General features: G+C 60.8%; 16 protein-coding genes. 11 read left to right on the top strand and 5 right to left on the bottom strand.

Features of this window, described 5'->3' with window-relative positions; translation table 11 throughout:
* The first annotated feature begins 13 nt into the window (after positions 1-13).
* The 8 genes from ispF (at position 14) to FVE67_RS05695 (ending at position 7865) form a co-directional block, all read left to right on the top strand.
* Positions 14-493: a 2-C-methyl-D-erythritol 2,4-cyclodiphosphate synthase gene (gene ispF / locus FVE67_RS05730; protein WP_168719682.1), complete on the top strand. Its 480-nt coding sequence runs from the start codon at positions 14-16 to the stop codon at positions 491-493.
* Positions 483-2315, top strand: coding sequence for an excinuclease ABC subunit UvrC (uvrC, locus tag FVE67_RS05725; RefSeq protein WP_168719681.1), 1833 nt, complete (start codon positions 483-485; stop codon positions 2313-2315). The genes ispF and uvrC overlap by 11 nt, the downstream gene beginning before the upstream one ends.
* Positions 2316-2350: 35 nt before the next feature.
* Complete coding sequence (gene gatB, locus FVE67_RS05720) at positions 2351-3781, top strand: Asp-tRNA(Asn)/Glu-tRNA(Gln) amidotransferase subunit GatB (RefSeq protein WP_168719680.1); 1431 nt, start codon at positions 2351-2353, stop codon at positions 3779-3781.
* Positions 3778-4860 (top strand): S-methyl-5-thioribose-1-phosphate isomerase, encoded by a 1083-nt coding sequence (mtnA, locus tag FVE67_RS05715; protein ID WP_168719679.1) that lies wholly within the window; start codon positions 3778-3780, stop codon positions 4858-4860. The genes gatB and mtnA overlap by 4 nt, the downstream gene beginning before the upstream one ends.
* Positions 4841-5461, top strand: coding sequence for a redox-sensing transcriptional repressor Rex (locus FVE67_RS05710; protein WP_168719678.1), 621 nt, complete (start codon positions 4841-4843; stop codon positions 5459-5461). The genes mtnA and FVE67_RS05710 overlap by 20 nt, the downstream gene beginning before the upstream one ends.
* A gap of 1 nt (position 5462) precedes the next feature.
* Positions 5463-6470, top strand: a complete 1008-nt coding sequence (gene obgE, locus FVE67_RS05705; protein WP_168719677.1) for a GTPase ObgE — start codon at positions 5463-5465, stop codon at positions 6468-6470.
* The gene (gene proB, locus FVE67_RS05700) at positions 6463-7593 is read left to right on the top strand and encodes a glutamate 5-kinase (protein WP_168719676.1); all 1131 of its coding nucleotides are present in this window, start codon (positions 6463-6465) and stop codon (positions 7591-7593) included. Before obgE ends, proB begins: the two co-directional genes overlap by 8 nt.
* A gap of 68 nt (positions 7594-7661) precedes the next feature.
* Positions 7662-7865, top strand: coding sequence for a cold-shock protein (locus tag FVE67_RS05695; protein WP_168719675.1), 204 nt, complete (start codon positions 7662-7664; stop codon positions 7863-7865).
* 82 nt (positions 7866-7947) lie between these two features.
* Here FVE67_RS05695 and FVE67_RS05690 read toward each other — a convergent pair whose 3' ends face one another.
* The 3 genes from FVE67_RS05690 to FVE67_RS05680 all read right to left on the bottom strand — a co-directional run bounded on the left by FVE67_RS05690 (position 7948) and on the right by FVE67_RS05680 (position 11009).
* Positions 7948-9411 (bottom strand): FtsB family cell division protein, encoded by a 1464-nt coding sequence (locus tag FVE67_RS05690; protein ID WP_168719674.1) that lies wholly within the window; start codon positions 9409-9411, stop codon positions 7948-7950.
* 62 nt (positions 9412-9473) lie between these two features.
* Positions 9474-10400 (bottom strand): malate dehydrogenase, encoded by a 927-nt coding sequence (mdh, locus tag FVE67_RS05685; RefSeq protein ID WP_168719673.1) that lies wholly within the window; start codon positions 10398-10400, stop codon positions 9474-9476.
* A gap of 15 nt (positions 10401-10415) precedes the next feature.
* Entirely contained in the window at positions 10416-11009 is a 594-nt protein-coding gene (locus FVE67_RS05680; protein WP_168719672.1) for a DUF3334 family protein, read from the bottom strand.
* Between the two features lie 60 nt (positions 11010-11069).
* On the opposite strand from FVE67_RS05680, the gene FVE67_RS05675 reads away from it, so the two are divergent.
* A complete protein-coding gene (locus FVE67_RS05675) occupies positions 11070-12386 on the top strand; it encodes a class I SAM-dependent RNA methyltransferase (RefSeq protein ID WP_168719671.1) in 1317 nt (438 codons plus the stop codon).
* On the opposite strand, the gene FVE67_RS05670 is transcribed toward FVE67_RS05675, so the two are convergent.
* The gene (locus tag FVE67_RS05670) at positions 12360-13142 is read right to left on the bottom strand and encodes an RNA methyltransferase (protein WP_168719670.1); all 783 of its coding nucleotides are present in this window, start codon (positions 13140-13142) and stop codon (positions 12360-12362) included. The two genes, FVE67_RS05675 and FVE67_RS05670, sit on opposite strands and share 27 nt — an antisense overlap.
* Before the next feature lie 94 nt (positions 13143-13236).
* Here FVE67_RS05670 and glyQ point away from each other — a divergent pair, with 94 nt between their 5' ends.
* Positions 13237-14094, top strand: a complete 858-nt coding sequence (gene glyQ / locus FVE67_RS05665) for a glycine--tRNA ligase subunit alpha (RefSeq protein WP_168719669.1) — start codon at positions 13237-13239, stop codon at positions 14092-14094.
* Complete coding sequence (gene glyS / locus FVE67_RS05660; protein ID WP_168719668.1) at positions 14095-16185, top strand: glycine--tRNA ligase subunit beta; 2091 nt, start codon at positions 14095-14097, stop codon at positions 16183-16185.
* Here glyS and dnaE read toward each other — a convergent pair.
* Positions 16182-19643, bottom strand: a complete 3462-nt coding sequence (gene dnaE, locus FVE67_RS05655) for a DNA polymerase III subunit alpha (protein WP_168719667.1) — start codon at positions 19641-19643, stop codon at positions 16182-16184. The genes glyS and dnaE overlap by 4 nt on opposite strands.
* Between the last annotated feature and the right edge of the window lie 20 nt (positions 19644-19663).

Below are 19663 nucleotides of genomic sequence, written 5' to 3'. Positions count from 1 at the left end.
ATACCATAAAATCATGCGTGTGGGGCTGGGATTTGATTTGCATCGTCTGGTCCCAGGGCGGAAGTTTATTCTTTGCGGGATGGAGATACCCTGCGAGGTGGGGCCGCTGGGGCACTCCGACGCGGATGTGGCCCTGCATGCCTTGACTGATGCTATTCTGGGAGCGGCGGGTCTTCCCGACCTGGGAAGCCTCTTTCCGGAGACCGACCCCCGGTTTGCCGGGGCCGAAAGCTCCCTTTTTCTGCAGAAGGCCTTGGAGATGATCTCCGAAAAGGGTCTGGCCCTTTACCAGGTGGATCTGGTGCTCCTTCTCGATCAGCCTAAACTCCGGCCCCATTATCCGGCCCTGCGGCGAAGGCTTGCGGATCTTCTGGGAATTCCCGAAGGCCGCATCGGTCTCAAGGCCAAGAGCACCGAGGGCCTGGGGGTCTTCGGCGGGGAGGCCGTGGCCGCCTGGGCCGTGGCGGTATTAGCCGAAGTTCATGGAGCTTAGCCCGCAAAGGCTCAAAGAGATCCCCGAGGCCCCCGGGGTCTACCTCTTCAAGGACGAACGGGGGACGGTCCTCTATGTGGGCAAGGCCCGCGATCTCCGCCGCCGGTTGGCCTCCTATCTCACCCCCTCCACCCCCAAGGTGCGCCATCTCCTAGCCCGGGCCCGGGAACTGGAAATCGTGGTCACCCGCAACGAAAAAGAGGCTCTGATCCTGGAGGCCAACCTTATCAAGCGCCATCGTCCCCGTTACAACGTGCTTCTGCGTGATGACAAGGCCTACCCCCTCATCCGGATCAATCTCCAGGAAAAATTCCCCCGGCTTACCATTGTTCGACGCAAGCGCCGGGGAGACCGGGCCCTTTATTTCGGCCCCTATCCTTCAGCCGGGGCGGTGAGGGAGACCGTACGCACCCTCACCCGCTTTTTTCCCCTTCGGCGTTGCTCCAATGCGGAAATGGCCCGCCGGACCCGCCCCTGCCTCTATTACCAGATCGGAAAGTGTCCGGCCCCCTGCGTGGGGCTCATCCGGGCCGAGGATTACCAAAAGATCGTCCGCCAGGCGGTGGCCTTCCTCGCGGGACGGAATCAGGATCTCCTTGAGGGCCTGCGGCGCGAGATGGAAAAGGCCGCCGAAAGGCTGGAGTTTGAGCGAGCGGCCCGCCTGCGGGATCGCCTCCGGGCCCTGGAGAAGACCCTCGAGGCCCAGGCCGTAGTCCTTCCCGAAGAAAAGGATCTCGATGCCTTTGCTCTGGCACGCCAGGGAGAACGGCTCACCGGGGCCGTGCTTTTCGTAAGACGGGGAAAACTCCTGGGGCACAAGATCTTTCACCTGGGAGGGGTGCCCGAAGAAAATCTCTGGGAGACGGTGCTTGCCCAGTTCTACGACGAGGGCAAACTGGTCCCGGAAGAGATCCTCCTTCCGGAACGGCCGGAGGGGGCCGAAATCCTGGAAGAGTGGCTCTCGGAGGTCCGGGGAGGTCCGGTAAAAATTCTGGCCCCGGAGGAAGATCCGACCCTCAAAGGGCTTCTTGAGACCGCCCGCCGGAATGCCGAAGAGGCCCTGAGGGCCCGCTTGCGAGGAGAGCGTACCTGGGAAGAGTTGGCCGAAGAGATGGCCGCGGTACTGCGCCTTCCCGTGATCCCTCAACGGGTGGAGGCCGTGGATCTCTCAAGCCTCAAGGGGACGGCCCCGGTGGGGGCTATCGTGGCCTTTTTTGAGGGAGAACCCGACAAGGCCCGCTATCGGCGCTATCACATCCGCACCGTCTCCGGAATTCCGGACGACTACGCTATGCTACGCGAAGTGCTGGAAAGGCGCTTGAAGCGTGGCCTTGAAGAAAAAGACCTCCCCGATCTTTTAGTGATAGACGGAGGCAAGGGGCATCTGGAGACCGCCCGTCAAGTGGTGGAAGAGTTGGGCCTTTCGGAGAAACTGGGCCTCTGTGCCCTCGCCAAGGAACGGGCCGATGAGGGAGAAAAAATCTATATTCCCGGGCGCAAGAATCCCCTTAAGCTCTCTCGACACGGAGAGGTCCTGCGTTTTCTCATGCGGGTGCGCGACGAGGTCCACCGCTTCGTCCTCTCCTTTCACCAGAAGACCCGGGAAAGAGAATCCCTGCGGAGTTTTCTGGACGGTCTTCCGGGAATCGGCGAGCGCCGCAAGAGGGTCCTCCTTTCCCGTTTCTCCTCGCCGGAGGAGATCCTGGCCGCCGGAGAGGAGGAAATTGCCCGCCTTCCGGGATTCAACCGTCCGGTGGCCCGGAAGCTTCAGGCCCACCTCCGAGAACGTCTTTCGGTTGACCGTCCCTCCCCCAAAGGCTAAGCTTTGTGAAAAGTTTCCAGAGGGAGGCACCCTAGATGGAATTTGAGGCCATCATCGGGCTGGAAGTCCATACCCAGCTTCTTACCGCAAGCAAGATCTTTTGTGGCTGCTCCACCCGCTTCGGGGCCCCGCCCAATCACCACGCCTGTCCGGTCTGTACCGGAATGCCTGGAAGCCTCCCGGTACTTAACCGCCGGGTGGTGGACTTCGCCCTGCGTCTGGCCCTGGCCGTGGGGGCCCGGATCAATCCGGTCTGTATCTTTGCCCGCAAACATTACTTCTATCCGGACCTTCCCAAGAACTATCAGATCTCCCAGTACGAGGCCCCCATCGCCGAAGGAGGGGCCATCGAGATCGAAGTGGAGGGAAGGCGCAAGAAGATCGGCCTGGTGCGCATCCACATGGAGGAGGACGCCGGAAAGCTGGTCCACGATGAACACCGTCCGGTCTCCTACGTGGACTTCAATCGCACCGGGGTGCCCCTGCTGGAAATCGTAAGCCAGCCGGACCTCCGCAGTCCGGAAGAGGCCGTGGCCTACCTCAAAAAACTGCGGACCATCGTGCGCTATTTGGGGATCTGTGACGGGAACATGGAGGAGGGGAGCCTGCGTTGTGATGCCAACGTCTCCGTACGGCCCAAGGGCGCCCAGGAATTTGGGGTCAAGGTGGAACTCAAAAACATGAATTCCTTCCGGCACGTGGAACGGGCCCTGCGCTACGAGATCAAACGCCAGATCGGGCTCCTTCTCGAAGGAAAAACCGTGGTGCAGGAGACGCGGCTTTTTGACGAGGCCACAGGAACCACGCATTCCATGCGCGGGAAGGAGGAGGCCCACGACTACCGCTACTTTCCGGACCCGGATCTGGTCCCGCTACACATAGATGAGGCCTGGATTGAAAGGGTGCGGGCCGAGCTTCCCGAGCTTCCGGACGCCAAAAAGGCTCGTTTCGTAGAAGAGTATGGCCTTCCGGACTACGATGCGGAGATCCTTACCGCCTCGCGGCCTCTGGCGGAATTTTTTGAAGAATGCGTGAAACTCTTTCCTCAGCCGAAAAAGGTCTCCAACTGGATCATGACCGAGGTCCTAAGGGAACTCAACCGGGAGGGAAAGGAGATCGACGAAACTCGCCTCAGGCCTGAACACGTGGTTGAGCTTCTCAAGCTGGTGGAAGAGGGCGTGATCTCCATCACCGCGGCCAAAAAGATCTTTCCCGAGGTCTACGCCACCGGGCGCTCCCCCGGAGAACTGGTGGAGGAAAAGGGCCTCCGGCAGGAAAGTGACGAGGGGGCCCTAGAGGCCGTCTGCCGGGAGGTGCTGGCGGAAAATCCCGCAGAGGTGGAAAAGTACCGCAGCGGAAAGAAAGGGGTGATCGGCTTTTTCGTGGGACAGGTCATGCGCAAAACCCAGGGCAAGGCCAACCCCAAGCTGGTCAATCAAATCCTTACCAGGCTCCTTGAGGAATGAAGGTCTTTCAGCCCCGAAATCCCGATCTCCTTTGCGCCTGGCGCTGGACAGACCGGGGGCTCTATCTTCTGGATCAGCGCAAACTTCCCGCCCGCGAGGTCTATGTTCACTGTCGCACCTGGCAGGAGGTGCGCCGGGCCATCAAAGATATGGTAGTCCGGGGGGCCCCAGCCATCGGGATTACCGCCGCCATTGGGCTGGTGCTCGGCGCGGAGAGACTCCGGGCCCGGACCCGCAGGGCCTTTCTTTCAGGGCTAAAGCGCATAGCCCAAGGGCTGGCCAAGGCCCGCCCCACGGCGGTCAATCTCTTCTGGGCCCTCGAGCGTATGGTAAAGCGTGCCGAGGCGGAAGCCGCGGCCGGACCGCAGGAACTGCTGGAAATCCTCCGGGCCGAGGCCCTTTCCCTCTGGGAAGAGGATCTTGAGGCCTGCCGCCGCATGGGGGCCCTGGGGGCCGGGCTTCTGCCCGAAGAGGGCACGGTCCTTACCCACTGTAACGCCGGGGCCCTGGCCACCGGGGGCTACGGTACCGCCCTGGGGGTGATCCGGGCCGCGGTAGAGGCCGGAAAACGCCTTTCCGTGCTGGCCGACGAGACCCGCCCCTACCTCCAGGGGGCCCGCCTTACGGCCTGGGAGTTGCACAAGGTGGGTATTCCGGTAACCGTCATTCCGGATGCGGCCGCGGGGTTCCTTATGGCCCGGGGGCGGGTACAGGCGGTGATCGTCGGGGCCGACCGCATTGCCGCCAACGGCGATGTGGCCAACAAGATCGGAACCTACAGTCTGGCGGTGCTGGCCCGGGAAAACGGAATCCCCTTCTATGTGGCCGCCCCTTCCTCCACCTTCGATCTGACCTGTTTCTCCGGGGAGGGGATCCCTATTGAAGAGCGGGCGGCGGAGGAGGTCCATCTTTGTGCCGGCCGCAGGATCACCCCCCGGGGAGTTTCGGCGCTCAACCCCGCCTTTGATGTGACCCCGGCCCCCTACGTCACGGCCCTTATTACCGAAAAGGGGATTATCCAGCCCCCTTATCCGGAAAACATCCCCAGGGTCCTTTCCGGTGAAACCCCGACTTCCTGAGGTCACCCTTTATCGTTTGGCCTTTTATGTGCGGGTTCTGGAAAGACTTTCCCGAGAGGGGCGGGAGCTGGTGCGCAGTGAGGAGCTGGCCCGTCTTTGTGGGGTTTCTCCGGCCCAACTCCGCAAGGATTTGAGCTACCTGGGAGGATTCGGGGTAAGGGGTGTAGGTTATCAGGTAAAATCCCTGGAGCGACAGCTCAAGCGCATCCTGGGGCGGGACCGGCTCTGGCATCTAGCCCTCGCGGGAATAAACGACCTGGGACTGGCCCTCCTTTCCGACCGTCGTCTCTCGCGCATGGGTCTGCGCTTTGTGGCGGCCTTCGATTGGCGCGAGGAATGGATCGGCCGGATAGTACAGGAAGTTTATGTTTATTCTGTGGATCAGATGTCTTATATTGTAAGGGAATCCGAGGTGGAGATCGGGGTGCTCACCGTGGAGGAGCCCCCGGCCCGGGAGATGGCCCGTCGCCTGAGCGAGGCCGGAGTGCGGGCCATCTTGAACCTGGGTCCGGAGCCCCTTGAAGCCCCGGAAGAAGGAATTATCCTGCGCAATGCGGACCTCACCCTGCCCTTTGATCTCCTGACTTACGCCCTGAGTTAAGATGGCCCGTTTCGTAGACCGCGTAAAGATCCATGTGAAGGCCGGAGACGGGGGCCACGGCTGCGTGAGCTTCCGCCGGGAAAAGTATGTCCCCCGCGGAGGACCGGACGGGGGAGACGGCGGAGATGGCGGAGACGTCATCCTGGTGGCCGACCCCCAGCTCCACACCCTCTATGACTTTTATCACCAGGTCCATTTCCGGGCGGAAAACGGCCGACCCGGGATGGGCAAGAAGATGAAAGGCCGTGACGGAGAGGACCTTGTCCTGCGGGTCCCGGTGGGCACGGTGGTGCGGGATGCCGAAACCGGAGAGATTTTGGGAGACCTGGTGGAGCCCGGCCAGCGCCTGGTGGTGGCCCGGGGAGGCCGGGGCGGACGGGGAAACGCCCGCTTTGCCACCCCCACCAATCAGGCCCCCCGGTATGCGGAACCGGGCCGTCCGGGTGAGGAACGCTGGCTTATTCTGGAGCTCAAACTCATTGCCGATGTGGGGCTGGTGGGGCTTCCCAACGCCGGGAAATCCACCCTCCTTTCCCGCATCTCCGCGGCCCGGCCCAAGATCGCCGACTACCCCTTCACCACCCTTCAGCCCAACCTAGGGGTGGTTTCTCTTTCGGATGAACGGAGCTTCGTGGTGGCCGATCTCCCGGGGCTTATCGAGGGAGCCCACAAAGGAGTAGGGCTGGGCCTGGAATTCCTGCGGCACGTGGAGCGCACCCGGGCCCTCTGCCAGGTGATCGACGCCACTTCCGAAGATCCGCTGCGGGATTTCGAGGTGGTGGAAAAGGAAATGGCCCTTTACCATCCCGAACTTCCACGCAAACCCCGGGCGATAGCCCTGAACAAGATCGACCTTTTGGCCGACCGTACGGTGCTTGATCCTGTACGTCGGGCTCTTGAAGAAAAGGGATATCCGGTGCACCTCATCTCTGCCGCCACGGGGGAGGGCGTGCGGGATCTTCTGGAAACGCTCTGGAGATTGATCATCCGCGGGAAGGAAGATGAGTAACCGCAGGGAAATCCTTTCCCGTGTACGACGGGTGGTGGTCAAGGTGGGAAGCGCGGTGGTGACTGACGAGACCGGCCTTTCGCGCCCGGTGCTCGAAAATCTGGCCGCGGAGATCTCGCGCTTTCAGCGCCAGGGCTACGAGATGATCCTGGTCTCCTCCGGGGCCATCGCCTGCGGACGCAAAAAGCTGGAGGTCCCGGAGCGGCCTTTGAGTTTGGCGGAGAAACAGGCCCTGGCTGCCGCCGGGCAAAGCAGCCTCATGCAGGCTTACGAGGAGGCCTTCGGACGCTACGGGGTCCCGGTGGCCCAGGTCCTCCTCATCCGAGAAGACCTGGAAGATCGTCGGCGCTATCTCAACGCTCGGAACACGCTACGGGTGCTCCTGCGCTGGCGGGTGGTGCCCATCGTGAACGAAAATGATACCGTGGCCGTGGAAGAGATCCAGTTCGGGGACAACGATTTTCTGGCGGCCCTGGTGGTAGCCCTTACCGAGGCCGATCTCCTGATCTGTCTTTCTGAGGCCGACGCCCTTTACGAGCGCGACCCCCGGGAGGACCCTTCAGCCCGACCGGTAAGGGAGGTCCGGGGGATCACTCCCGAAATCGAGGCCATGGCCGGGAAGCGTCCGGGGCGTTTCGGCCGCGGAGGAATGCTTTCCAAACTCCGGGCGGCCCGTATGGTCAACTCTCTGGGGGTGCCTATGATCCTGGCCCACGGCCGCACCCCCCTTATCCTTGAGCGCCTATTTTCGGGGGAGGAATTAGGGACCCTTTTTCTTCCCTCCACCCGTAGGCTTTCGGCCCGTAAATTCTGGATCGCCCACGGGGCCAAACCTGAAGGCCGCCTGGTGCTGGATGCCGGGGCGGTGGTCGCTATTCGGGAAAGAGGCCGAAGCCTCCTTCCGGCAGGGATTCGAGCGGTAGAGGGAGAATTTGACCGCGGGGCCTGTGTGGAATGCGTGGACGAGAAGGGCCGGCCTGTGGCCCTAGGGCTTACCAACTATAGCTCTGAGGAACTGCGTTGCATCCTCGGGGCCCATACCTGTGAAATTGAAGAACGCTTAGGTTTTCGCACCCGAGAAGAAGTTATCCATCGCGACGACCTGGTCCTGGTCGAAAATTAAGCCCTTTACTTTTGCCTGAGAAATGTTAGGCTGGAGGCAGAGCAAATTTTTAAGGAGGTTTTAGCATCATGGCAACAGGTACGGTGAAGTGGTTTGACGAGAAGAAGGGTTACGGGTTCATTTCGCGGGACGATGGCGGGGATGTCTTCGTACATTATTCCGCCATCCAGATGGAGGGGTTCAAGACCCTTCGGGAGGGCCAGAAGGTAGAGTTTGAGGTTACGCAAAGCCCGAAGGGAGAGCAGGCGAGCAACGTGCGCGTCATCGGCTAGGAAACTGGCCCTAGAAAATCAAAGGCCCGCCTTCTGGCGGGCCTTTTTCATTTTGGGGCCGGGCTAGCCGGCCCGCTTTATCCTAGAAGAAGTAGTAGAAACTTCCCATGAAGCGGTTGAGCTCCCCATCGTCCCCGTCGCTCTTTCGGTAATCACAGTCGATATACATATACTCTCCGCCCACGGCGAACTCTTTGGTGAACCGATAGAGGAAATTGGCGTAATACATTTGCTGTTGGAGACGGGCTCCCCTGACCCCTTCGAGATCACTATCGTCGGGGTTGTCGATTCCCCAGCCGAAGTGGGTGACCAGCTTGGGACTCCAGAAGACCTCAAGCTCCACATACCCTCCTACAGCATCAATTTCATCTACATCCAGGATATGCCCCCCGTCGGTGTATTTCGATCGGAGGTCAGTAACGTAGCGACCGTTATCTAGCCGAAAACGCGTCCCCTGATTGACCCCGCCGGTGTAGTAGCCATCGAGGTTGCGTCCGCTCCAGAGCTCTCCCAAAAGGAAGGCCTTGCGGGCAAAGGGAAGCGGAAGGGGAAACTTGGCCTCCAGCCCCAGGGAATAGCTATCGGCGTCCTCCACGCCGTCTACGGTATCATACTCCTCTTCGGAGTAATGTCCCCATAGCGCCACCAGGGCCGGCTGGCCCCAGATCTTGGTGGTGTAAGAAATGCGGCCTTCAAAACCGGGATAGCCGGCCCGATTGGAGGGATCCTCATCCCAGATGATCCCCTCCATACGCGGAAAGCCGTAGGGCTTCTCCAGCGCCCCTTCAAACTTTAAGGTCCCTTCCCCCACCTTGAACCATTTGGAAAGACGTACCTGGGGCATACGATAGGCTATGTTGCCCATAAAAGTTCCGGAAGGAAAGTTCGAGAGATGAGGATAGAGCTGGGAAATGGTCATCCAGTCGAGCCCGGCAAGAAGCTGCCAGGTTCCCTTCCTTACCCCCACAAAAACCCGCCGGGCCCGGAGGGGGGAGTGATTGGGGTTCCAGGGCAGGGTGTCTTCCCCATGGCTCTGGGTATAGAAGTCCATCTCGAATTTTCCGAAAAGTTTCCAATCTTTGTAGTCTTTCCAAAGGTCAAAGCCGAAGCGGCTGTGCCGGAAATTGATGGTAAAGGTGGAATCCGAACCGAATTTGTGACCCCCTTTGGTATTGTGTTCCGGAAGGACCCAGAGCACGTATTCGTCTCCTACGGCGTTGGCGTCCTGCCAGACCACATCCGCCTTGAGGAAGCCGTAAAAATCGATGCCGCTGGGGCGAGCCCCGTAGCCCCCTTTGCTGAAAAAGCTGTGCTTTTTGGAGCTTGGGGCGGTCACCAGGGCCTCGGCCGGGGCCGGAGGCCGCTGGCTCTTTAGCTTTTCGATCTCGCTCTTGAGTTGCGCATTTTCCTTCTTCAATTCCTGGACCTCCCGAAGGAGTTGCTGCACCATGGCCCGCAGGTCCTCGTCCCCAGAAGAGGCCCAGCCCCCTGCCAGGGGAGCCACCAACAACCCTATAAAGAGGACAAACAGCAATTCTCTACGCACCGGCCGACCTCCTTTCTTGGTATTTGATCCCTCATAGCAAAAACTTCCCCCCGGGGCAAGCCCTAAAGCCCGGTAAGGGCCATCTGCAAACGGACGGCCTCTACGGACTTTTTGAGGGCCCGGCGTTCTTCCTCGGTGAGCTCAAATTCCAGGATGCGCTCCATCCCCCCTTTCCCCAGAACCACCGGGACCCCGATAAAGACCTCCGAAAAACCAAACTCCCCCTGGAGCCAGACCGAGCAGGTAAGCACCCGCTTTTCATCCCGCAGTACGGCCTGGGCCATTTCCACCGCCGAAAGCCCCGGAGTGAGAAAGGCGCTTCCGGTCTTGAGATAGGAAACGATTTCTCCCCCGCCCTTGCGGGTGCGCTCCACGATCTCGGCGATCTTCTCCGCGGGCAGGAGCTCGGTCACCGGGATCCCGACCACATTGGCCAGCCTCACCAGGGGCAACATGTGATCTCCGTGGATCCCCATAACCAGGGCCTGGACATCCCGAGGGGAGACCCCCAGGGCCTCAGCGATAAAATACCGGTAACGGGCAGAATCCAGCACTCCGGCCATGCCGAGCACCCGTTCTCGGGGAAAGCCTGTGACCCGGAAAGCGGCATAGACCATGGCGTCGATAGGGTTGGTCACCACGATGAGGACACACTCCGGGGCAAACTCCCGCACCGCCTCGGCACAGGAGCGCACGATCTCCAGATTGCTCTTCAGCAGGTCTTCCCGGCTCATTCCGGGTTTGCGGGGCCGGCCCGCGGTGAGAATGACCACCTCCGATCCGGAAAGGGCGGAAAAATCCTCCGTCCCCCAGATGCGGGCCGAAAAGCCCTCTACCGGGGCCCCCTGAGCCAGATCCAGGGCCTTGCCCTTGGCCAGATCCGGAACAATGTCGATGAGAACGATCTCCTCGGCCACGGCCTTGACCGCCGCCCAATGGGCCGCAGCCGTCCCCACCGCCCCGGCCCCGATGATAGCCAGTTTGGCCATAGTATACCTCCTTATCTAGGAAAATTGGGCCAAAAGGTCGTCCACATCCACCTCTTCCGGGTGCTCCAAAGGAATGAACTCCGTCTGCTCCAGGCCGAACTCCACATAAAAGGGGGCATTGCCCTCGGTCCTGAAGGAGAGCCTGCGGCACTGGGGTTTTTCAATGAGGGTGCTCAAAAGGAGGGTAATGGTCTGGTTGATGGCGATGGCCCGGGGCTGGCTATTTCGGGCCGCAAGTCCGAACTGGGCCTCCACCCTGCGCCGCATCCCTCCCACGATCTGGTTGACGATCTCCCCCACGAAGTTCACCACCTCCTCCGAGGTATAGTCCCGAGCCAGCTCCTCCTCAGGAAGCCCCATAAAGGTCATGGCCCGACGGTAAAGCTCAAGAGCGGCCTCTCCGGAAAAATTCATACAGAAAAGGCCGTTATAGTCCCCGGTGAACTCCACGAAGGCCCCTAGATCCGGTTTGAGACTTACCAGGGGTATTCGCTGGATGGTGGGGGCATAGCGGATGGAGGAGCCGGTGGAGGCCTCGAGCACCTCCTTTACCGCCTCGCAAATCAACTTGGCCATCTGATTGACCGTACCCAGGCGCCTTTCGGCCATGGATGATCCTCCGAGGCTAGTTTATACTTAGCCTCCTACCATACCTTAGCCGAAAGGACAATGAGCCTCGTCGTAGAGATCGAAAAGCTGGTTTTCGGAGGGGACGGCCTGGCCCGTCTTCCGGACGGACGGGTGGCCTTCGTGCCGGAGGTGGCCCCGGGAGAGAGGGTACGCCTTAAGATCCTGCGGGAAGATAAGGACTATGCCCTGGCCGAAGCCGAGGAAATCCTTTCCCCTTCGCCGGACCGACGCAAGCCCCCCTGCCCCTACTTCGGTCTCTGCGGGGGCTGCCAGCTCCAGCATCTCGCCTACGAGGCCCAGGTAAGGGCCAAGACGGAAATGCTCCGGGAGACCCTGCGGCGGCTGGGGGGTCTGCCCGAGGACCTGGTGGAGGGGGTCGTTCCTTCTCCCCGGGAATTCCACTATCGCCACCGCCTGCGCTTTCATGTAGAACCGGGGACCGGGGCCCTGGGTTTCGTCAAACGCCGCAGCCATGACCTGGTCCTCATCCGGCGCTGTCTCCTGGGAGAAGAGAATCTGAATCTGGCCCTGGAGAAAATTCCCGAAAGTGATGCCTGGCGAAGGCTCCAGGCCTTTGCCAAGCGGGTAAAAATCGAGGCCTCCCCGGCGGAGGGCCTGGTGACCCTCCTTTTTTGGATCACCGTGGAGCCATCCTCCGAGGACGTAGAGGCCCTGGCCCGGGAGATTCCGGGGATGAAAAGTGTCTTTTACTGGGTGCGCGGGCCCAAACCCCGGGGGCCCTTTCCCCCGGAGGCCCCTCACGGGGGCCGGCGTCTCTTTCCGGTACCCCGGGAGTTTTTCCCCGGGGTGGAAAAGCCCCTCTACCTGGTCCGGCCCGGGGTCTTCACCCAGGCCAACTGGGAGATCAACCTGCGCCTCATGAAAATCTTGAGAGAGGTGGCGGGCTCTCCAGGCCGGGTCCTGGATCTCCATGCCGGAATGGGCAACTTTCTCTTTCCCCTGGCCTCCCTTTCGGAGGAGGCCCGGGGGGTGGACACCGACCCCGGGGCCATCGCCGACGGCCGCTACACCGCTGAATATCTGGGGCTTGCCGAACGGGTAACCCTGGAACGGATTTCGGCCACCGAGGCCCTTATCGAGACCTGGAAGGCCGCCGAGACCTGGCCCCTGGTGCTGCTGGACCCGCCGCGGGGGGGTTGCCGGGAGCTTCTGCGCTATCTTCCGGAAGTGGCTACCGAACGCATTGTCTATATCTCCTGCGATCCCCCGACGCTGGCCCGGGATCTCAAACTTCTCCTGGCCGCCGGCTACGAGGTGGAAAGGATCCTGGGTTTGGACATGTTCCCCCAGACCTACCACCTGGAGGTCCTAACCCTGCTTCGCCGAAGGTCCTGAGGTCTTTGACGGACGGTGCTCCAGAGCCCAGAGGAGCTGTTTGCAAAAGCCCTGGATGACCCGCACCTCCTGGGCCGTAAGATCCAGTCGCGAGAGAAAACGCCGGATGGTGGTCATCCAGAGGGTCTCGTTTTCGTGAGGAATGTAATCAATGCGCTTGAGGGTCTCCCGGATGATCTCGTACATGATCTCCAGTTCCTTTACCGTGGCCAGGCGGGGCTTGGGGAGTTCCACCTCCGCCGAGGCACAGAACATCTCGTAAAGCACGATGACCACCGCCTGGGCCACGTTGAGGCTTGCGGCCTCGGTGGTGGGGATGGTGACCACCGTGTGGCAATGATAAAGGTCTTCGTTGGTGAGCCCCCACTTTTCGTTTCCGAAAAGAAAGGCCACCCGGTTTTCCTGGGAAAGATCCACGATCCGCGGCACGATCTCGCGCACCGTCTCATAGACCTTGCGCTGTTTGCCCAGTCGAGCCGTGGTCCCCACCACGTAATTGAAGTCGGAAAGGGCAGAGACCAGGTCCTCATAAATGCGCATCTTCTCCAAGATAGGGAGCCCGCTGCGGGTGGCCATGGCCCGCATCTTCTCCGGGGTGAGATCCCGGGGGCGAACCAGGATGAGTTGCGAGACCCCGAAGTTGGCACAGGCCCGGGCCGCGGAACCGATATTCTCCGGATAAAGGGTGTCCACCAGGACCACGGCCAGATTCTCCAGCCGGGTGCGTAGCTTCTTGGTCTTTACTCTTACCTGCATGGCCCTCTCAGGATATCCGGAAATCCCTCTTCTATCACGGTCTTTCTCTTTCAAAAAGGACGTGTTATAGGAGATAGGCGCAAGGAGGGGAGTCGTGTATTTTCAGGACCTTATCGCCCGACTCAACGAGTTCTGGGCCAGGCAGGGTTGCGCCATCCTCCAGCCCTATGACATGGAGGTGGGGGCCGGGACCTTTCATTGGGCGACTTTTTTGCGGGCCCTGGGGCCGGAGCCCTGGGCCGCGGCCTATCCCGAACCCTGTCGCCGGCCCACCGACGGCCGTTACGGGGAAAACCCCAACCGCCTCCAGCACTACTTTCAGTACCAGGTGGTCATTAAACCCTCTCCGGAAAACATCCAGGAAATCTATCTCGAAAGCCTTTCCTCTCTAGGAATAGATCCGGCGGACCACGACATCCGTTTCGTGGAGGACGACTGGGAAAGCCCCACCCTGGGGGCCTGGGGGCTGGGCTGGGAGGTCTGGCTCGACGGCATGGAGATTACTCAATTTACCTATTTCCAGCAGGTGGGAGGAATAGAGTGCCGTCCGGTCACCGTGGAGATTACCTACGGTCTGGAGCGCCTGGCCATGTTCCTCCAAGGGGTAGAAAATGTCTTTGCCCTGCGCTGGAACGAAAAACTTACCTACGGGGACCTCTTCCACCGGGCCGAGGTGGAGTATTCCATTTATAACTTCGACGAAGCCGACACGGAGATGCTCCGGGAACTTTTCGACCGTTACGAAAAAGAAGGGTTGAGGCTTCTCGATTTAGGGCTGGTCCTTCCGGGCTACGATTGCACCATCAAGTGTTCCCATCTCTTTAATCTCCTTGAGGCCCGCGGGGCTATTTCCGTGGCCGAGCGCACGGCCTACATCGCCCGGGTACGGACCCTGGCCAAAAAGAGCGCCGAGGTCTGGCTGGCCTCACAGAAGGGGACGGAGGAGGCGTAGATGGCCCGGGATCTTCTCTTTGAGATCGGCTGTGAGGAACTGCCGGCCCGTTTTCTCGAACCCGCTCTTAAAAGTCTCTCCGAGGAGGCCCGGGGTCTTTTCTCCGAGGCCGCCCTGGAATTTGCGGAGATCCGCACCCTGGGGACTCCACGCCGTCTTACCCTCTACGTAAAGGATCTTTCGGAAAAACAGCCTGACCGCCGGGAAGAAATCCTGGGGCCTCCCAAACGGGTGGCCTTTGACGAAAAGGGCCAGCCCACCGCGGCGGCCCTGGGTTTTGCCCGCAAGCAGGGGGTGGGTCTTTCGGAAGTCCGGGTCAAGAAAACTCCCAAAGGGGAATATCTGGCGGTGGAAAAGCTCCTTGCCGGCCGCAGGACCACGGAAATCCTCCCGGAGATCCTGCGCACCCTGCTGGCCAGGATCCATTTTCCCAAGCGCATGCGCTGGGGAAACCACGACTTCACCTTTGCCCGGCCCATCCGCTGGCTGCTCGCCCTTTTCGGGGATGAAGTAGTACCTCTTGAGGTGGCCGGGGTAAAAAGCAGCCGGGTCACCTACGGACACCGCTTTCTGGCCCCGAAGGCCCTGGAGGTCCGCGACTTCAACCATTATCTTTCGGCCCTGAGGGAGGCCTTCGTTCTGGTGGACCCGGGAGAGCGCCTCGAGGCCACCCGCCGGGAGGTCCTCCGGGCCGCCGAGGAGGCCGGAGGGCGTCCAGAGGAGGATCCGGAACTCCTTTCCGAAAACGCCCATCTGGTGGAATTCCCCTTTGCCCTTTCCGGGACCTTTCCCGAGGAATATTTGGAGCTTCCCGAGCCCCTTCTCATCACCGCCATGCGGGAGCATCAGCGTTATTTTGCGGTGCGCGACGGTAAGGGCCGACTCCTTCCGGCCTTTGTGGCGGTAAATAACAACCGGCCCCGAAATCCGGAGATCCTGCGGGCCGGACACGAGAGGGTCCTCCGGGCCCGGCTGGAGGACGCCCGCTTTTATTACCAACGGGATCTGGAGATTCCTCTTTCCGAAAGGGTGCGGGAACTCTCCGGGGTGGTCTATCATGCAGCCCTGGGCACCCTTTTGGAAAAGACCGAGCGCTTAAAGGCCCTTTGCGGGTATCTTGCCGAAAGGCTCTTTCCGGAGGTGAAGGCCTTTGCCGTGCAGGCGGCAGAACTGGCTAAAGCCGACCTGGTGAGCGAGGTGGTAGGGGAGTTTCCTTCTCTTCAGGGGGAGATGGGCCGTATCTACGCCCTTTCCGCCGGGAAGCCCCCGGAGGTGGCCGAGGCCCTGGCCGAACAGTACCTTCCCCGAGGGGCTGAAGAAAGGGTGGCCCTAAGTCCTTGCGGAATCGTACTTTCCCTTGCGGACAAGGCGGATCACCTGGCGGCCTTTTTCGGGATCGGGGAACGACCCACCGGGGCGGCTGATCCTTACGGCCTGCGTCGGGCCGCTTACGGGTTGCTCAAGACCCTTTTGCGGAACGAACTTTCCCTCTCCCTGCGGGAACTTTTCACCTTCACCCTCTGGCTCCTCAAAAATCAGGGCTTCCTGAAGCGTCCCCAGGATGAGGTCCTTTCCGAGATCCTGGAGTTTCTGGCCCGGCGCCTGGAGGGGGAATTTCTGGCCGAGGGGTTTCCGTTAGACGAAGTCCGGGCGGTGATCCGGGTAGGGGCCGACGATCCCCTGGAGGCCCATCGGCGCCTGGCGGCCCTGCACGCCGTGCGCCAGAGGCCTGAATTCGCCGCCCTGGCGGTGGCCTTCAAACGGGTCATGAACATGGTCCGGGGACTGGCGGAAAGATACTCTGTGGATGAAGGCCTTTTCGAAAAAAAGGAAGAACGGGTCCTCTACCAGGTCCTCCAAGAGGTAAAGGCCGAACTTGCGCCCCTCCTTTCCGAAAGGCGCTATCAGGAGGCCCTCCTCCTTTTCACCCGACTCAAGGACCCCATCGACCGCTTCTTCGACGAGGTCTTCGTCATGGTAAAAGACGAGGCCCGGCGAAAAAATCGCCTAGGGCTTCTGCAGAGCATTGCGGAAGACTTCCTGAAGGTGGCCGACCTTTCAGAGCTCGATCTTTCGGAATATACCCGCTAGGCCTCAAGCCTCAGGGCTACCAGTTTCTCCCCCAGAAATCTCCGGGTCTCCCGCACCAGCTCCGGAGAGACTTTGACCCGTAAGGTCCCGTTGAGATCCACCCGCACCACTCCTTCGGGGAAACGGAGTTCCAGCTGGACCTCGCAGGGGCCGTGGGCCTGGGACAAGAGTTCGCGTAGGGTCTCCAGAGGCCGGCGGTCCAGGCCTTCGGCGTCCAGAGTCAAGACCAATCTTCCGGAAAGGGCCTCGGCGGCCTGCGAAAGGGGCCGCAGATCCTCCACCAGGAGGCGCACCTCCTCCGTGGCCTTTTCTACCGTGCCCCGGGCCAGGACCAACCGGCCCTCCTCCAGGAAGGAAAGGGCCCGGGCGTAAACCTCCGGAAAGACCAGGGCCTCCACCACGGATTCTCCATCTTCAAGCTGTACGAAGGCCATCTTCTCTCCGCGGCGGGTGGTCTTGGTCTTGATAGTCCCCAAGGCGGCCCCCACCAGGATCTTTCGTCCCTCCGGGGCCTCCCGGAGATTGGAAATGCTGTAAGGGGTGATCACCGAAAGCCAGTCCCTGAAGGCCGAAAGGGGATGCCCGGTAAGGTAAAAACCCAAGGCCTCGCGCTCCCGAAAGAGGCGCTCCTCCGGGGACCAGTCCGGGACCTCCTGGAGCACCGGCCCTTCTCCCGAAGACCTCTCTTTATTTAAATCGAAGATGGAAATCTGGCCCCGGGCCCGGGCCTCGCGTTCCTTCTGGGCCCAATCCATTACCGCTTCCAGATTCTCTAAGAGCTTGGCCCGGTTGGGCTCCAGACGGTCAAAGGCCCCGGCCTTGATCAGGGCCTCGAGCACCCGGCGATTGACCTTTCCGGGATCCACCCGCACACAGAAATCCGCCAGGGACCGGAAGGGGCCCTTCTCCTCGCGTTCGGCCACGATCTCTTCCACCGCCCCGGCCCCCACATTCTTTATGGCTGCAAGGCCGTAACGCAGGGCTTCTCCTTCGATGGTAAAGGCCACTCCGCTGGCGTTCACATCCGGAGGGCGCACCTCGATCCCCATCTTCCGGCACACCGCCACATACTTCATGACCTCCTCGGCCTTGCCCATTTCGTAGGAAAGAAGGGCGGCCATATAACAGAGGGGGTAGTGGGCCTTGAGATAGGCCGTCTGATAAGCCACCAAGGCGTAAGCCGCGGAATGACTCTTGTTGAAGCCGTAGCCGGCAAACTTCTCCATAAGGTCAAAGATATGTTCGGCAAGCTCTCTCGGAATACCTCGCTCCACGGCCCCGGATACAAAACGGGCCCGCTGTTGGGCCATGACCTCCGGGATCTTCTTCCCCATGGCCTTGCGCAGGATATCCGCCTCGCCCAGGGTGTAGCCCGCAAGCTCCTGGGCGATCTTCATCACCTGCTCTTGATAGAGGATCACCCCGTAAGTCTCGCGCAGGATGGGCTCAAGCTTGGGATGAAGATAGTCGGGCTTGCGGCGACCGTGCTTGACCTCGATGTACTGCTCCACCATTCCGGACTCCAGGGGGCCCGGTCGGTAAAGGGCCAGCACGGCAATAAGGTCGTTGAAGTCCGTGGGCTGCAGGCGGCGCAGAAGATCCTTCATCCCCGAAGATTCCAGCTGGAAGACCCCGTCGGTGTCCGCCCTTCGCAGGAGCTCAAAGGTTTTCTCGTCATCCAGGGGAAGATGGTCGAGATCTATCTCCTTTCCATAGTGTTCGCGGACCAGTTTCACCGCCTGATCCAGAATGGTGAGGGTCTTGAGCCCCAGAAAGTCGAACTTGATGAGGCCGATCTTCTCTACGGCCTTCATGTCGAATTGGGTGATGATCTCCCCGTGCTCGCCTTTCATCAGAGGGAGGTAATCGGTGAGAGGACGGTCGGCGATGACCACCCCTGCGGCATGGGTGGAGGAATGGCGGGGCAGACCCTCCAGCGCCCGGGCGATGGCAAAAAGCCGGGCCACCCGTTCGTCCTTTTCGGCCAGCTCCCTGAGCCGCGGTTCCGCACTCAAGGCCTCTTCCAGCTTTACGTTGGGGCCTTCGGGGATGAGCTTGGCGATGGGGTCGATCTCCTTGGGCTTAAAGCCCAGGGCCCGGCCCACATCCCGCACTACGGCCCGGGCCTTGAGCTGCCCGAAGGTGGCAATCTGGGCCACGTATTCCTGCCCGCCATATTTTTCCCGGACATACTCAATGACCTCATCCCGCCGCTGCATGCAGAAATCCACGTCGATGTCCGGAAGACTGGCCCGCTCGGCATTTAAAAACCGCTCGAAAAGGAGTCCGTAGCGCAGGGGGTCCAGGTTGGTAATGCGCATGGCGTAGGCCACCAGACTTCCCGCCGCCGAGCCTCGGCCCGGCCCTACCGGGATCCCGTGCCGGCGGGCCCAGGCGATAAAATCGGCCACGATCAAAAAGTAGCTGGCAAAGCCCTTCTTCGTGATGACCTCGATCTCGTAATCCAGGCGCTCGCGATATTCGGCCTCCGGGGCCGCAAGCCCCGGGCCGGCCTTGAGTTCGGCCAGTCGCTCCTCAAGACCTCGCCGGGCGGCCTCTTCAAAGACCTCCTCGTAAGTCTTGCCCTGCGGAAGGGGATAGACCGGAAAATGGTGTTCCCCGAGCGGAAGTTCCAGATGGATCCTTTCGGCAATTTCCAGGGTGCGCGTGAGGACCTCCGGAGGATAGTCCCGAAAACGGGCGGCCATCTCCTCCGGGGAGGCAAAGTAGACCTGGTCGGTCTCAAAACGAAAGCGGTTGGGATCGTTCAGGGTCTTTCCGGTCTGGATGCAGAGGAGGACCTCGTGCACGAAGGCGTCCTCCGGAGAAAGGAAATGGCAGTCGTTGGTGGCCACCACCGGAAGTCCCAGGCTTTCGCCCATCTCCAAGAGGACCTCATTGACCCGGCGCTGGTCGGCCAGCCCGTTTTCCTGGATCTCTAGGTAAAACCGTCCGGGAAAGATAGCGCTATAAGTCTCGATGAGCTCCCGGGCCCGATCCAGGTTTCCGGAAAGGATGGCCGCCGGCACTTCTCCGTGGAGACAGGCCGTGAGGGCCAGGAGACCTTCGTGGTGCTCTTTTAGCAATTCCTTGTCGATCCGGGGCTTCCAGTAAAAACCCTCAAAATGGGCCTTGGTGGCCAGCCTACAGAGGTTGCGGTAGCCGATCTCGTTTTCCGCAAGAAGGACCAGGTGATAGCCGGCCTCATGGGCACTTTTGGCCTTCTTTTCAAAGCGAGACCCCGGAGCGACATAAAATTCGCAGCCGATAAGGGGCTTAAGCCCGGCCTCCCGCATCTTTTCATAGAAATGGATCACTCCGAAAAGATTCCCGTGATCGGTGATGGCCACCGCGGGCATCTTGTATTCTATGGCCTTGCGGACCACATCCGAGACCCGGAGGGCCCCGTCAAGGAGACTCCATTCGGTATGGAGATGGAGATGGACGAACTCCGCCATGGTGTTTCTATTTTATCTCC

Source organism: Thermosulfurimonas marina, assembly GCF_012317585.1.
Taxonomy (GTDB): Bacteria; Desulfobacterota; Thermodesulfobacteria; order Thermodesulfobacteriales; family Thermodesulfobacteriaceae; genus Thermosulfurimonas_A; species Thermosulfurimonas_A marina.
This window is presented reverse-complemented; position numbering and strand designations above follow the sequence as displayed.